We start from the raw sequence: 14,957 nt of genomic DNA, 5'->3' as shown, positions 1-14,957 counted from the left end.
GAAAGCCACCAGAGCCTAGCACAGCCCAGGGGGCCTTCCCATCACCCCAGACGCAAAAGCCGCTTGATGCCCAGCCATTGCTGGGACAGGAAGCCGCCACCATAGTTGCGCCCGCGCCCCGTGGGCGGCGGCAGTTGATCGCGGATGCCGGTGGGATAGTAGACGTCGGTGAAGACGGCGGTGCGGAACAGCATGTCCCACCACGGGAAGATCACGCCGTAATTGCAGCCGCCCAGCCGCACCGGCCGGCCATCGCCGCCGGCGCGCTCGTGGCCCAGCCCGACCGCATGATGCGTGCGATGAAAGCGCGGCGAGATCAGCAGCCGCTCGCCCAGCCAGCCGAAGTGCAGCTTCAGGTTGGCGTGCTGCAGGCTCTGCAGCAGTTGCGACAGCGCCACCAGCAGCACGTACTGCGACGGCTCCACGCCGACGGCCAGCGCGGCCGTGGCGAACACGGCGTCGCGCAGGATGTCGTCGAGCAGGTGGTTGCGGTTGTCGCTCCACAGCGTCATCTGCTGCTGGCTGTGATGCACCGCGTGCAGGCTCCACCACCACCGGTAGGTGTGCGATAGCCGGTGATACCAGTAGTCGAGCAGGTCGAACAGCAGCAGGTAGACGAAGAAGCTGACCAGCGGCACCGACGTCACGCCCGGCCACCAGTCTTCCACGTTGATGCGCTGCCAGCCCAGCAGGCGCAGTTGACCTTCCAGGCCGTCCATCAGCGGCGCCAGCAGGAAGAACATGGCCAGCCGGAACAGCCCCAGGCGGTGGATCACCGTATAGAACATGTCGGTCCGGATGGCGCGCCGGTCGGTCACGGCCTCCACCGGACGCAGCTTTTCGAGCGGCCCCAGGATCAGCACCATGACGGCGATCTGCACCACGCCCACCAGCAGCCATTCGGTGCCGGTAAAGGCGTCCTCCGCATAGCCGCCAAAACCGAGGTTGTAGACCACGGGCAGGATCACGTCCTGGAAGACCGTGGCCTCGATCTGGCCGACCCAGAGATTGAGCCAGTTAGTGAAGGCGTCCCACATTACCGTTTCGACCCGGAAATTGGTTGCGCGCCGGCTTCCACCGCGCCGTGCTGCGCGATCCAGTTCTTGTATAGCGGATGTTCGCGCAAGGTGGCAAAGCAGAATCCCTTTTGCTCCAGCCCCGTCAGCAGTGGATCGAGGACGGCCGGCGCCCACGGGTCCTTGCGCGACCAGATGCCCAGGTGGGCCATCGTAATATCGCCATCGCGCAGGTCACGCAGTGCCTTGTCCAGCAGCGCCTGGTTCGGAAATGTCTCCGACGACAGCTCGTCGCCCAGGAAGCCGGCCGGCGCCCAGCCCACATGCCGGAAGCCGCACTGCTCGGCCCACGCCAGCGTCTGCGGCGCGGTGCGGCCGCCCGGGGCGCGCCACAGCGGCACCATCGGCTGGCCCGTCATCGACTGGAACGCCTGCGCACTGCGGCGCAGTTCGGTACAGAACGACGCCTCGTCCATGACCACATCGCGGCCGCCCTGCGCGCCGAACTGCGGACGCATGGTGACCTTGCCGCCCTTGACGCTGCGCAGGTACACATGGTCGTACGTATGGGTGCCGAAGGCGTGGCCGTCAGCGGCCAGCGATTTCCAGTACGGCGCCCACGCCGGGTCCAGCGAATTGTCCTTGTTGATGGTCGGTTCGCTGGCCAGGAAGAAGGTGGCGCGAATATGGTGGCGGCGCAGCGTGCGGGCAATCAGCTCGGCCTGGCTCATGCTGCCGGTGTCGAAGGTCAGGTACAGCGTGCCGGCGCGGCACGCGCCAGCCTCCTGTCCAACCGCCCCGGCGGCCAGCGCCACGCCGGCCACCGAAGCCGCCACCGGTGCCAGCACCAGCGCGGCAATGCGCGAAATCATCCGGCGCATGTTGTCCTCAGACTTGTCAGGTCAATATCAATACAGCGGCGCGCGGGTCTTGAAATAGATGCCGTGCGGCGACTTGCCCACGCGAATCGTCTTCACCATCTTGCGGCTGGCCACGTCGATCAGGCCCACCGAGCGCGCCCAGCGGAACGTCACCCACAGCGTCTTGCCGTCGGCGGTCAGTTCCATGTCGTCCGGGCCGGGCAGCAGGCCCGTGATATCGCCCACCTTCGACAGCGTCTGCTGGTCGATGATGCTGATCGATCCCTGCACGCGGTTGGTCAGGAACAGATGGCGCTTGTCGCCCACGGCGCGGAAGTTGTGCGCGCCCTTGCCGGTCTGGATCTGCTTGACCACGGTGCGCGTGCGCCAGTCGATCACGGCCACGTAGTCGGCACCGGTCATGCCCACCAGCAGGTACTTCTGGTCAGGCGTGACCCATACGCCGGCCGGCGCCGAGCCCGCCTCCATGACCCACATCACGTTGAGCGTGGTCAGGTCGATGGCGGCAATCTGGTTGGAATCCTGCAGCGTGATGAAGGCGATCTTGCTGTCGGCGGTGAAGGCGATATGGCTGGGCGTCTTGGCCAGCGGGAACTGTTTGGCGATCTTGAGCTGATGGCCGTCCCAGCGGTAGACGTCCACGCGATCCAGCCGGTTGCCGGTGGCGATGAACCACTTCTGGTCCGGCGAGAAGCCCACCTGGTACGGATCGTCGATGCCCGGCACGCGCTGCTGCACCTTGCCGGTGACCGGGTCCAGGAAGACCAGGTCGTTGCCGACCGCGTTGGCCACGATCAGCGATTTCTCGTCGGGCGTGGCGATCAGGTGGTGCGGCTCCTTGCCGATCGGGAACGTTTCCAGAACCTTCTGGGTGTCCTTGTCGATCAACGTGACGCTGGCGTCACCGGAATTCAGGATCGTCACCACCTCTGCCCGGGCGGACGCGGAGACCATTGCCAAAGCCAGGGCGCCTATCGACAACACCCCCGCCACAACACGACGCAATGCAAGCATAAGACCGCCATTTCTACACGAATCGCGCATTCTAACGTTTCGTCTGACGGTTGCGATGACGAGTACAACGGATTCTTAAGCGTAACTTACATTTGGATACATGTGAGCGGCACTTTCCATCGCGAACGCCCGCTGCGCCTCGGTTTTCCCGGTCATCGCTGGATCGACTCCCAGACCTTCTGCAGCCGCTTGACCGAGATGGGCTGTGGCGTGCGCAGTTCCTGGGCAAACAGCGCCACGCGCAGTTCTTCCAGCATCCATCGGAATTCGTCCAGCCGCACGTCGGCGGCACCCCTGCCCTGGCTGCGCAACTGCTTTTCGGCGCGCTGCCATTGCTGGACCAGCGGCGCCATATCCTGGATGCGCTGGCTGTCGCGGCCCGGGTCGCCCTTGAGCTTGTCCACCCGCATCGCCATGCCCTTCAAATAGCGCGGATAGTGGACCAGCTGCGTGTATGGCGTATCGATCACAAACGACTTGTTCATCAACCGGCCGAGCTGGGCTTCCAGGTCCTGGTAGGCCGAACCGAACGGCTTGGCCTGCAACAGCTTGCGCGGCAGCGATGCATATTCGGCCAGGATGGTGCCGACCAGCCGCGCGATTTCCTGCGCCAGCAGCGACAATCGCGCCCGGCCTTCGTCCTTGCGGGCATTGAACTCGGCCTCGTTGCGCGGCAGCGGCGCCTGCAGGCAGGCGCGCTCCAGCGCCATCAGCACGATCTGGTTGCGCAATTCCTCCTGCGTGCCCAGCGTCATGTACTGCATGGCCATCTGCTGCAGGTTCGGAATGTTCTTTTCGATGAACTTGACCTGTTCGCGCAACTGCAGCGCGAACAACCGCCGCAGGCCCGCGTGGTGGATGCGCGCCGCCTCCTGGGGATCGTCGAACACCTCCACGTCACAGTGGTCGCCACGGTCCACCAGCGCCGGGTAGCCGAACAGCGTCTGGTTGCCCTTGCGGATTTCCAGCAGTTCGGGCAATTCGCCAAACGACCATGAGGTCAGGTTCTCGTACTGCCCCGCCTCGACGGCCGGCACATCGCGCGCGGCGATGTTCTGGAACGACTGCTGCGCCTGCCCGCCCAGTTCGGCGCGCAGTTGGGCCAGGTTGCGGCCCATATCCAGCTGGCGACCGTGCTCGTCGATCACCTTGAAGTTCATCGTGTGGTGCGCCGGCAGCGTTTCCAGCTTGAAGTCGGCGCGCCGGATCATCGTCCCGGTCTGCTCGCGCACGTCTGCGATCAGCACGTCGAGCAGGTCGCCCTCGCCGAACGGCTGGCGGTCGACAAACCCGGCCGCGTAATCGGGCAGCGGCACGCAATGGCGGCGCAGCTTCTGCGGCAGCGACTTCAGCAGCAGATGCACCTTTTCCTTGATCATGCCCGGCACCAGCCATTCGGCGCGCTCGGGCCTGACCTGGTTCAGCGCGTACAGCGGCACGGTCAGCGTCACGCCGTCGCGGTGGCTGCCGGGCTCGAAGTGGTACGACAAGCCCATGTCGATGCCGGCGACCGGCAGGATCTTCGGGAACAGGTCGGTGGTGATGCCGGCCGCCTCGTGCCGCATCAGTTCGTCGCGGTTCAGGTACAGCAGCTTGCGGTCCCTGGCCGATTCGGCCTGGTACCACTTCTCGAAGGCCACCTGGTTGTGGATGTCCGTCGGAATGGCCTTGTCGTAGAACGCGTAGATCAGCGCATCGTCCACCAGCACGTCCTGCCGGCGCGACTTGTGCTCCAGGTTCTCGATCTCGCGCACCAGCCGCTGGTTATGGGCGAAAAACGGCAGCCGGGTGTCAAACTCGCCTTCCACCAGCGCGCTGCGGATAAACAGCTCGCGCGCCTCCGCGGGGTTCATCGGGCCGAAATCCACCCGCCGATGCTGGTAGACCGGCAGCCCGTACAGCGTGCCGCGTTCCAGCGCCAGCACCTGGCCGGCCTTTTTCTCCCAGTGCGGCTCGCTCCAGCTCACCTTGAGCAGGTGCTTGCCCACCTGTTCGACCCATTCGGGCTCCACGCGGGCCAGCGTGCGGCCATATAGCCGGCTGGTTTCGACCAGCTCGGCGGCGATGATCCAGCGGCCCACCTTGCGCGCGATCAGCGATCCCGGCCACAGGTGGAACTTGATGCCGCGCGCGCCCAGGTACTCGCGGCCCTTGCCGTCGGCCTCGTCGAGCTTCAGGCCCACGTTGCCCAGCAAGCCCGTCAGCAGCGCCTTGTGCAGCTGCTCGAAGGTCGGCTCGGACTCGTTCAGGCGCCAGCCCTGCTCGCTGACCGTGGTGTGCAGCTGCGAATGCACATCGCGCCATTCGCGCAGGCGCACGTGCGACAGGAAGTTGCTGCGGCACTGGTCCTGAAGCTGGCGGTTGGTCTTCTTGTGCGCGACGGCTTCCTCGAACCACTTCCACAGCTTGACCCATCCCAGGAACTCGGACTTTTCGTCCATGAACTTGCGATGCGCCTGGTCGGCCGCTTCCTGAGCTTCCTGCGGCCGTTCGCGCGGGTCCTGCACCGACAGCGCGCTGGCGATGATCAGCACTTCCTTCAGGCAGTGGTGGTCGCGGGCGGCCAGGATCATGCGGGCCACGCGCGGATCGAGTGGCAGTTTCGCCAGTTGGCGGCCGGTGCCGGTCAGCTGGTTGCCTTCGTCGAGCGCACCGAGTTCCTGCAGCAGCTGGTAGCCGTCGGCCACGGCGCGGCCCAGCGGCGGCTCGATGAACGGAAAGGCCTCGATATCGGTCAGGCGCAGCGCCTTCATGCGCAGGATGACCGCCGCCAGCGACGAGCGCAGGATTTCCGGGTCGGTAAAGCGCGGCCGGCCCACGAAGTCGCTTTCCTCGTACAGCCGGATGCAGACGCCGTCGGCCACCCGACCGCAACGGCCGGCCCGCTGGTTGGCGGCCGCCTGCGAGATCGACTCGATCTGCAGCTGTTCCACCTTGTTGCGGTACGAATAGCGTTTCACGCGCGCCAGGCCCGTATCCACCACGTAGCGGATGCCGGGCACCGTGAGCGACGTTTCCGCCACGTTGGTGGCCAGCACGATGCGCCGGGCGTTCGACGGCCGGAACACGCGCTCCTGCTCCTGCACGGACAGCCGCGCAAACAGCGGCAGGATCTCGGTATGCGGCGGATGATGCTTGCGCAGCGCCTCGGCGGCCTCGCGGATCTCGCGCTCGCCGGGCAGGAAGACCAGCACGTCTCCCGGGCCCAGCCGGCACAGTTCGTCCACGGCATCGACGATACCGTCGTAGAGGTCGCGTTCCTTCGCCTTTTCCGTGCGCGGCGCGGCCGCCTGACCCGGTGCCGGCTTGTCTTCCTGGATCGGGCGGTAACGGATTTCCACCGGATACAGGCGGCCGCTGACCTCGATCACGGGCGCCGGCTTGCCATCGCGCGCGAAATGCTCGGCAAATCGCTTCGCATCGATGGTGGCCGACGTGATGATCACCTTCAGGTCCGGCCGCCTGGGCAGGATCTGGCGCAGGTACCCGATCAGGAAGTCGATATTGAGGCTGCGCTCGTGCGCCTCGTCGATGATGATCGTGTCGTAGGCGCGCAGCAGCGGGTCGTTCTGCGTCTCGGCCAGCAGGATGCCGTCGGTCATCAGCTTGACCGACGCACCCGCCGACATGGTGTCGTTGAAGCGCACCTGGTAGCCCACGTGCTCCCCCACCGGCGTGCCCAGTTCCTGCGCGATGCGCTTGGCCGTGGACGTGGCGGCAATCCGCCGCGGCTGCGTGTGGCCGATCAGGCCGCCGCCGGGCTTGCCCTCGCGGGCCGGCCCACGCCCGACCGACAGCGCGATCTTGGGCAGCTGCGTGGTCTTGCCCGAGCCGGTTTCGCCGGAAACGATCACCACCTGGTTGGCCAGCAGCGCCTGCGCGATCTCGTCGCGGCGCGCCGACACCGGCAGGGCCTCCGGGAACGTGATCTCGGGCAGCGGATTGGCCAGCCGCACCGGCTGGGGCGGGCGCGGCGGACGCTGGCCGCCTTCCGCGCGAGGCGGACGCTGGCCGCCTTCCGGGCGGGCAGCCTGCTGCCCGGCCTCGGGGCGCGCCGGTCGCGGGGTGCCGCCCTGGCGCGGCGGACGGGGCTGACGCGGCTGCGGCGGATGCTGCGCCGGCTTCTGCGACTGTTGTGGCGGCTGTTGTGGCCGCTGTTGTGGCGGCCGTTGCTGCGCCTGTTTCGGGGGGCGAGCACCACCGCCCGCGTCGCGCGGAGCGGGGTTCTGGCTGGCCTGGGCGGAGGTAGCCTCGGCGGGGTTGGCCGGGGCAGGCTTGGCGGGGCGTTGTGCTGACATTGGCCGGGATTATAATCCGCCGCATGAACGCCAGAACCGACTCCCCGCAGCAGGACCCAGATCCTGCCGACCCGCCCTCGCCCGCCGATCCGTCGACTGTCCCGATGACCACTGCCGAGCCCGCCACGCCCATCCCGTCAGCGTCGGCCGGCGCCGATCTGGCCGAGGCCAGCGGCCCCGACCAGCAGCAGTTCGTCGACTGGCTGCGCGCCGTCGCCCCGTACATCCACACGTTCCGCGGCAAGACCTTCGTGATCGCCTTCAGCGGCGAACTGGTCAAGGCCGGCGTGCTCAACGCACTGGTCAACGACGTGGCGCTGCTGCACGCCATGGGCATGCACGTGGTGCTGGTCTTTGGCTCGCGCCCCCAGGTGGAAGAGCAGTTGGGCCTGCGCAACGTGCAGTCGCAGTTTGCCGATGGCGTGCGGATCACCGACAACGCCGCGCTCGAATGCGCCAAGGAAGCGGCCGGCGAACTGCGTCTGGACATCGAGGCGGCCTTCAGCCAGGGCCTGCCCAATACCCCGATGGCCGGCGCCCAGCTGTCGGTGGTGTCGGGAAACTTCATCACGGCGCGGCCGGTCGGCATCGTCAACGGCGTGGATTACCAGCACACGGGGCTGGTGCGCAAGATCGACGATGAGTCTATGCGCATGTCGCTGTCGCACGGCAAGATCGTGCTGCTGTCGCCACTGGGCTTCTCGCCGACAGGCCAGGCGTTCAACCTGTCAATGGAAGACGTGGCCAGCGCCACGGCCAGCGCGCTCAAGGCCGACAAGCTGATCTTCATCACCGAGGTGCCGGGCGTGCCCGACGCCGTGGGCAAGCTGATGAAGGAAATGTCGCTGCGCACCGCCGTGGAGCGGCTGCAGAACAACCACCTGCCGCCCGACGTGGCGTACTACCTCGAGCATCTGGTCAAGGCGCTCAAGGGTGGCGTGCCCCGCGCCCACCTGATCCCGTTCGACATGGACGGCTCGGTGCTGCTGGAGTTGTTCCTGCACGATGGCGTGGGCACGATGGTGTCCGATACCGACCTGGAAAGCCTGCGCGAAGCCACCCTCGACGACGTGGGCGGCATCCTGCAGCTGATCGCGCCGCTGGAGGCCGACGGCACGCTGGTGCCGCGCGGGCGTCACCTGATCGAGCGCGACATCGACAAGTTCTCGGTGATCGAGCACGACAACGTGCTGTTCGGCTGTGCCGCGCTGTATGCGTTCCCGCGCGAGAACATGGGCGAGATGGCCTGCCTGACCGTATCGGCCGAGGCCCAGGGCACCGGCGACGGCGAGCGCCTGCTCAAGCGCATCGAACGCCGCGCCCGCTCGCTGGGCCTGGACCGCCTGTTCGTGCTCACCACGCGCACCGAGCACTGGTTCCTCAAGCGCGGTTTCGTGCACGCCACCGTGGATGACCTGCCGGAAGACAAGCGCAAGCTCTACAACTGGCAGCGCAAGTCGATGGTGCTGATGAAGAAGCTGTAACCCCGCAACGTCCGCAAAGACAACAGCCGCCGCAGGGGCATGGGCCACCGGCCCCGCCCCGCCGGCGCGGCTTGGCTACAATAGCGGCCACACGAAAAAGGAGTCCCTCATGGCCCGCATGGTCCATTGCGTCAAACTGAACAAGGAAGCCGAAGGCCTCGACTTCCCGCCGCTGCCGGGCGATCTCGGCAAGAAGATCTGGCAGAGCGTATCGAAGGAAGCCTGGGCTGGCTGGCTCAAGCACCAGACCATGCTGATCAACGAGAACCGCCTGAACATGGCCGACGTCCGCGCGCGCCAGTACCTGCTCAAGCAGACCGAGAAGTATTTCTTCGGCGAAGGCGCCGACCAGGCCGCCGGCTACGTGCCGCCGCCTTCGGCGTAACCGCACGGGGCCCGCGCACACCGGGCCCGCCCGCCGCCCCTCCTGCCTCTCCCTGACCGTCAGCACCAGGGAATCCACTGCCGCACGCCGCGCCGGACCCCTCGGGGCCGGACGTGCCGTGCGGCAAATCCATTCTCAGGCCAGTACCTTGCCTCCTATCCTGCGCTGACGCCTGCGCATGGTGCGCAGCGTTCACAGGCAGGGAGGCAACAGTCATGGCAATCCTTTTCGACATCAAGGTGGAAAGCGGGGCATCGCAGTGGTATGGCGTGATCAACATCGCAAACATCCGCCATGCCGATGGTTCGTCAGTCGGCATCGATCATTTCCTTGGCCTGGCGTTCAAGTCCCCGGCCGCGGTGCAACCCACGGACTTCAATGTCCAGCTCTGGCGCTGGCAGGCCACGACGGCCCACACCGAAAACGCCCGGATCGACAGCACGACCTGGGGCGTCGAGGCCACGCTCGACTTCGAGACGCCCCACACATTCGCCGCCCAGGACACGATCAAGATCGGCATCAACGGCGACCTGACCGGCCCCAATGCTGCGGCCTACCTGTCGTCCTTCGCCCTGGAAGCCGACGCGATCCCCGATACCCGCGGTACGGTACGGGTCCAGGCGGACTCCCCGCCCGACGCCGCGCTTTACTCGGCGGCACAAACCATCACGTTCACCCAGGGCTCGCAGACGCACGTCGAAACGGTGGCAGCCGGCGCCACCACGCCGGTGGCGCTGCCCGCCGGCACCTACGCGGTCAGCGTCGACGCGCTGTCCAATGCCGCCTACACGGTGGTGGCCGACGCCGTCGCGCACCCCACCACGGTCACCGTCACCCCCGGCAGCACCGCCGCAGTGGTCGTCAGCTATTCGGATGCGCGGTATTACGGCCGCCTCAATGTGGCGATCGAGCGCATCCAGCCACTGCTGGACGAAGAACTCGACATCAGCGTGGTGGTGCGCAACACGGGCGACCTGCTGGTGGAATTCCTGCTGCCGCCGGGTGGCATCATGCCGCTCGGCGGGCTGCCGCGCGCGGGTGTCGTCGATATCAGCGTGGCGCCCTATCCGCTGAACAACGTCCGCTACACCTTTCCCGCCAAGTTTCGCGACCTTGACGCCAACGTCCAGAACGTGCTGTTCTCTTCCGCGGAAATGCATGCCACGGCCGTCGATACCACGGGCTTTGTCAAGCTGCCGGTCGAGATCGTCTCCGACGTCGGCGTCAGCGTGCCGCTCGAAGTGCGGCTGGTGGCCGCCAACATGACCTATCGGCAGGATATCCCGGTCGAGGCGGGCGCCCACTCGTACGAGCTGGCCGTGCCCGTGCAGCCCCAGACCTATACCGTGGAGGTAGCGGACTTCCTGATCGACGGCCAGGTCTATCACGTACAGGCGCCCGATACCCTGCGCGTGGCGCAGAACGGCGTGTCGCGGCTTACGATCGAGGTGGCCCGCGGCGCGAACCTGAACGTGCGCGGGTTCCCCGACTTCCTGAGTTTCGGGGGCTGCGCCGACCTGACACCGGGCAACGCCGCCGACTTCGTGGCGGCCCGCGCATCGTCGGTGTTCAAGTACGCGGGGTTCGATGGCGCCGGCGATGCCAATACCTACCTGAGCGCCGACAACCAGACCACCGCCACCGTGCTGCTGGCGCGCGATATCGAGCGGCAGATCGGCGGCGGCCACCAGGTGCTGCCGGTGCTGGTTTCCTATACCTGCAACCTGTCGCTGGGCGACACGCCGACGCAGCTGGCAAACAAGCAGGGGCTGGCCCACAGCCTGGCCAACCTGATCCTGTCGCTGAACCTGGCGAAGGAACATACCGATGCCAGCCATCCGGTGCCCGCGGGCTATGTCATCAATCCGGACTTCCTCGGGGCCTGCCAGCAAGGCGGATTCGGTCCGGCGTACGCCATGCCGGTCCGCGAGCCGTTGCGGATGGCGCTCGATCACTGGAACGTCCAGGCCACGATCCCGCAGGACATCGAGGAAAACATCCGCGGCTATATCGCCGCCGTGAACTGGTTGATCCGCACCGTGGCGCCCGCCATCACCTTCGGCTGGCAGGTCAACCTGTGGGGTGTCGGGGCATCGGAATGGATTTACGCATCCGGCGACGAGCCAGTCCAGAATGCCCGGGCCACGGCCGAGTTCATCCGGGCCATGCGCGTCCACGAGGGCCCGAACGCGCCGGACTTCCTGGCCGTGGACCGCTATGAAGCCGACGATTTCACCATCCGCAGCTATGCCAATGGCTATTGCTACTGGACCCACGAGTGGGAGCGCTTCTTCGACTTCTGCGCCGAGCTGAGCCGTGACCTCAAGGTTCCGATCATGCCCTGGCAGATTCCGGCCAGCCATGCGCCGCTGGTGTCGGACACCGTCAACGAAGACTTCGACACGCAGAACTGGGGGACGGGCGGCACCTACATCTTTGGCGATCCGGCGATTGGGTCGGACTATCACAACATCCATCCCCGGATCGTCGCGCTGAAATTCCCGGCCGCGTTCCACTGGGCCATGGGCGCCACCGCCGAAGACATGTTCAAGCGATCGGAGCCATTCGATGTGAGCGGGCCGGCCTACGCCGACTTTCCGTATCGCGGCATCTTCACGCTGCTGCTCGGCGGCGGCGCCACGACAGGCATCATCTCCAGCGTGGGTGACGACACGTCGTTCGTGCGCGACAAGCTCAACGCCTATATGAATGCGCCGATTCCGTTCTCGGAAAACCCGTACGGAGGAGAACGCCAGCCCGCCAACGCGGTACGCAGGCCGCGCCGCCGCCGCGCGGCACGCTGGTGCGGCGGCCGCGGCGCCGCCAGGCTCGTGCGCTAGGCGTCCCAGGCCATGGCAGGGCGGGGGCCCGTCACCCGTTTTGCCTGATGCATCCGATTTGATCTAAATCATGAACCTGTCGCAGCGAGCCTGGTTGCCGCCACGCCGGCCATTGGCGCCAGGCCCGCTGTAACCGCTGCCCCACGCGGCTTTCCGGCGGGCCTATGCCGAAAGAACTAGTACGCTCGGCATAGCCCCGCCCGCTTCCGGCTGTACGGCCGGCGAATGTTCCGCGCAGACCCGCAGGCCTACTCTGGCATCACTCCTCAAAGTGACTCCGGAACCCGGCCATGCCCACCGCACCCCACTCTTCCCAAGCCTCGCAAGCCGTACCGCCCGGCGCCTGGACCACGCTCTGGTCCAGCACCTTCGCGTTCACCATCTGCTTTGCCGTCTGGATGATGTTCGCGGTGCTCGGCATCCCGCTCAAGAACGAACTCGGCCTCAACGACACGGAATTCGGCCTGCTGGCCGCCACCCCGGTGCTCAGTGGCTCGCTGATCCGCGTACCGCTGGGCATCTGGACCGACCGCTACGGCGGCCGCGTGGTGTTCTTCGTCCTGATGCTGCTGACGGTAATCCCGATCTGGCTGATTTCCTATGTCCACACGCTGTGGCAGCTGCTGGTGCTGGGGCTGTTCGTCGGGCTGGCCGGCGGCTCGTTCTCGGTGGGCACGCCGTATGTGGCCCGCTGGTTCCCGCGCTCGCGCCAGGGGCTGGCGATGGGCATCTTCGGGGCCGGCAACTCGGGCGCCGCGCTGACCAAGTTCGTGGCCCCGGCGTTGATCCTGGCTGCCGGCACCTGGGAAATCGTGCCCAAGGTCTACTCGGTGGCGATGCTGGTCACGGCCATCGTATTTTTCCTGTTTTCGCGCAGCAACCCGGCCCACCGTTCCACATCGGCCACGAGCTTTCGCGCCCAGCTGGCCGTAATGCGCGACCCGCGCGTGTGGCGCTACTCGCAGTACTACTCGGTGGTGTTCGGGGGCTACGTGGGCCTGTCGCTGTGGATGACCAAGTACTACATCGGCGAATACGGCTTTGACATCAAGACCGCCGCCTTCCTGGCCGCCTGCTTCTCGCTGCCCGGCGGCGTGCTGCGCGCGATCGGCGGCTGGATCTCTGACCGCTACGGCGCCCACCGCACCACGTGGTGGGTGATGTGGGTCAGCTGGGTGGGCTTCTTCCTGCTGAGCTACCCGAAGACCGACTTCGTGATCCACACGGTCACTGGCCCGCAGAGCTTCCAGATCGCCCTGACGCCTACGCTGTTCACGATCCTGATGTTCGTGGTCGGCATCGCCTTCGCCATCGGCAAGGCGTCGGTCTTCAAGTTCATCTCTAACGACTTCACGCACAACATCGGCGCGGTGTCGGGCGTGGTGGGCCTGGCCGGCGGCCTGGGCGGCTTCATCCTGCCGATCCTGTTCGGCGCGCTGGCCGACCTGACCGGCATCCGCAGCAGCTGCTTCATGCTGATGTACGGCACGGTCTGCGTGAGCCTGGTCTGGATGCACTACAGCCACCGCGCGGAGCAGCGGCGTGCGCGGCCCCAGCCCGAGGCGTCCGCCGCGCTGGACCCGTCCACGCAGACCGCCTGATCCGCGATTTCCCAACTTTCCTGTCTCGCACACCATGACCAGTACCGTACTGACCCGCTGGGAGCCCGAGAACGCCACGTTCTGGCGCGACCGGGGCGAACGCATCGCCTACCGCAACCTCTGGATCTCGATTCCCGCCCTGATGCTGGCCTTCGTGATCTGGATGCTATGGAGCGTGGTGGCCGTCAACCTTGACCGCGCCGGCTTTCAGTTCACCAAGAACCAGCTGTTCTGGCTGACCGCGCTGCCCGCCCTGTCCGGCGCCACGCTGCGCATCTTCTATTCGTTCCTGGTGCCGGTGTTCGGCGGCCGCCGCTTCACGGCGATCTCCACCGCGCTGCTGCTGATTCCGGCGCTGGGCATGGGCTTTGCGCTGCGCGACCCTTCGACCAGCTACCCCACGCTGCTGGTGCTGGCCCTGCTGTGCGGGCTGGGCGGTGCCAACTTCAGTTCGTCGATGGCCAATATCAGCTTCTTCTTCCCGAAGGCGAAGAAGGGGCTGGCCACCGGGCTCAATGCCGGCATCGGCAACCTCGGCGTGTCCGTGGTGCAGTTCGTCACGCCGCTGGTGGTGTCGGTGGCCGTGTTCGGCGCGTTCGGCGGCGAACCGCAGGGCTACCAGGCCGGCGGCGCCACGCAAAGCCTCTGGCTGCAGAACGCGGGCTTTATCTGGGTGCCGTTCATCGTGGCGGCATCGCTGGCCGCGTGGTTCGGCATGAACGACATTGCCGATGCGCGCGCGTCGTTCGCGGAACAGGCGGTGATCTTCCAGCGCAAGCACAACTGGCTGATGTGCTGGCTCTATATCGGCACGTTCGGCTCGTTCATCGGCTTCTCGGCCGGACTGGCGCTGCTGACCAAATCACAGTTTCCGGGCATCAACCCCACGGCCTATGCCTTCCTGGGCCCGCTGGTCGGCGCCCTGACCCGCCCCGTTGGGGGCTGGATCTCCGACAAGCTTGGCGGTGCGCGGGTCACGCTCTGGACCTTCATCGGCATGATCGCGGCCGTCTGCGCCGTGCTGTCCGCCCTGCCCCATGACGGACAGGCGGGCAACTTCCAGGCCTTCCTGGCCGCTTTCATCGTGCTGTTCGCCCTGACCGGCATCGGCAACGGCTCCACGTTCCGCATGATCCCTGTGATCTTCCTGACCGAGCGTCAGCGCGACGCCGCCGGCAAGGGCGACGCCGCGCAGAAGCAGGCCCAGCAGGACGCCGGCAAGGAATCGGCCGCCGTGCTGGGCTTCTCGGGCGCGATCGGTGCCTATGGCGGTTTCTTTATTCCGAAGAGCTTCGGCACGTCGCTGGAACTGACGGGCTCGCCCGATGCCGCGCTCTACGGCTTCATCGCCTTCTATCTGAGTTGTGTACTGGTGACCTGGTGGTACTACGCACGCCGGAACGCCCCCATGCCCTGCTGAGGCGGCATCACCCACAAA

General features: G+C 66.5%; 9 protein-coding genes. 5 read left to right on the top strand and 4 right to left on the bottom strand.

Annotation, left to right across the window (positions count from 1 at the left end):
* Positions 1 to 41 precede the first annotated feature (41 nt).
* From AC3G88_RS04460 to hrpA, 4 genes are all read right to left on the bottom strand, one after another.
* Entirely contained in the window at positions 42 to 1,037 is a 996-nt protein-coding gene (locus AC3G88_RS04460) for a sterol desaturase family protein (RefSeq protein WP_400395232.1), read from the bottom strand.
* Positions 1,037 to 1,897 (bottom strand): polysaccharide deacetylase family protein, encoded by an 861-nt coding sequence (locus tag AC3G88_RS04455; protein WP_488770332.1) that lies wholly within the window; start codon positions 1,895 to 1,897, stop codon positions 1,037 to 1,039. The genes AC3G88_RS04460 and AC3G88_RS04455 overlap by 1 nt, the downstream gene beginning before the upstream one ends.
* 27 nt (positions 1,898 to 1,924) lie before the next feature.
* Complete coding sequence (locus tag AC3G88_RS04450; RefSeq protein ID WP_400395226.1) at positions 1,925 to 2,911, bottom strand: YVTN family beta-propeller repeat protein; 987 nt, start codon at positions 2,909 to 2,911, stop codon at positions 1,925 to 1,927.
* 152 nt (positions 2,912 to 3,063) lie between these two features.
* Positions 3,064 to 7,209, bottom strand: coding sequence for an ATP-dependent RNA helicase HrpA (hrpA, locus tag AC3G88_RS04445; protein WP_488893138.1), 4,146 nt, complete (start codon positions 7,207 to 7,209; stop codon positions 3,064 to 3,066).
* A 104-nt stretch (positions 7,210 to 7,313) separates the two neighbouring features.
* Between hrpA and argA the strand changes: the two genes are divergently transcribed.
* The 5 genes from argA (at position 7,314) to AC3G88_RS04420 (ending at position 14,939) form a co-directional block, all read left to right on the top strand.
* The gene (gene argA / locus AC3G88_RS04440; protein WP_488770334.1) at positions 7,314 to 8,693 is read left to right on the top strand and encodes an amino-acid N-acetyltransferase; all 1,380 of its coding nucleotides are present in this window, start codon (positions 7,314 to 7,316) and stop codon (positions 8,691 to 8,693) included.
* Between the two features lie 109 nt (positions 8,694 to 8,802).
* Positions 8,803 to 9,078 carry an oxidative damage protection protein gene (locus AC3G88_RS04435; protein ID WP_066733742.1) on the top strand — a complete coding sequence of 92 codons (276 nt, stop codon included), beginning with the start codon at positions 8,803 to 8,805 and terminating at the stop codon, positions 9,076 to 9,078.
* A 215-nt stretch (positions 9,079 to 9,293) separates the two neighbouring features.
* Complete coding sequence (locus AC3G88_RS04430; protein ID WP_488770335.1) at positions 9,294 to 11,918, top strand: hypothetical protein; 2,625 nt, start codon at positions 9,294 to 9,296, stop codon at positions 11,916 to 11,918.
* A 290-nt stretch (positions 11,919 to 12,208) separates the two neighbouring features.
* Entirely contained in the window at positions 12,209 to 13,519 is a 1,311-nt protein-coding gene (locus AC3G88_RS04425; RefSeq protein WP_488893137.1) for an MFS transporter, read from the top strand.
* A 34-nt stretch (positions 13,520 to 13,553) separates the two neighbouring features.
* The gene (locus AC3G88_RS04420) at positions 13,554 to 14,939 is read left to right on the top strand and encodes a NarK family nitrate/nitrite MFS transporter (protein ID WP_488770337.1); all 1,386 of its coding nucleotides are present in this window, start codon (positions 13,554 to 13,556) and stop codon (positions 14,937 to 14,939) included.
* The last annotated feature ends 18 nt before the right edge of the window (positions 14,940 to 14,957 follow it).

The organism is Cupriavidus sp. 86D6 (genome assembly GCF_057815095.1).
Note: the sequence above shows the minus strand (reverse complement) of the source record. Positions and strands in the feature narration are given on the sequence as shown.

What these genes read in the sequence shown, in the direction of transcription:
- hrpA (WP_488893138.1), bottom strand. Translation starts at nt 7,209, where the DNA reads ATGTCAGCACAACGCCCCGCCAAGCCTGCCCCGGCCAACCCCGCCGAG.
- AC3G88_RS04460 (WP_400395232.1), bottom strand. Translation starts at nt 1,037, where the DNA reads ATGTGGGACGCCTTCACTAACTGGCTCAATCTCTGGGTCGGCCAGATC.
- AC3G88_RS04455 (WP_488770332.1), bottom strand. Translation starts at nt 1,897, where the DNA reads ATGCGCCGGATGATTTCGCGCATTGCCGCGCTGGTGCTGGCACCGGTG.
- AC3G88_RS04420 (WP_488770337.1), top strand. Translation starts at nt 13,554, where the DNA reads ATGACCAGTACCGTACTGACCCGCTGGGAGCCCGAGAACGCCACGTTC.
- AC3G88_RS04450 (WP_400395226.1), bottom strand. Translation starts at nt 2,911, where the DNA reads ATGCTTGCATTGCGTCGTGTTGTGGCGGGGGTGTTGTCGATAGGCGCC.
- AC3G88_RS04430 (WP_488770335.1), top strand. Translation starts at nt 9,294, where the DNA reads ATGGCAATCCTTTTCGACATCAAGGTGGAAAGCGGGGCATCGCAGTGG.
- AC3G88_RS04435 (WP_066733742.1), top strand. Translation starts at nt 8,803, where the DNA reads ATGGCCCGCATGGTCCATTGCGTCAAACTGAACAAGGAAGCCGAAGGC.
- argA (WP_488770334.1), top strand. Translation starts at nt 7,314, where the DNA reads ATGACCACTGCCGAGCCCGCCACGCCCATCCCGTCAGCGTCGGCCGGC.
- AC3G88_RS04425 (WP_488893137.1), top strand. Translation starts at nt 12,209, where the DNA reads ATGCCCACCGCACCCCACTCTTCCCAAGCCTCGCAAGCCGTACCGCCC.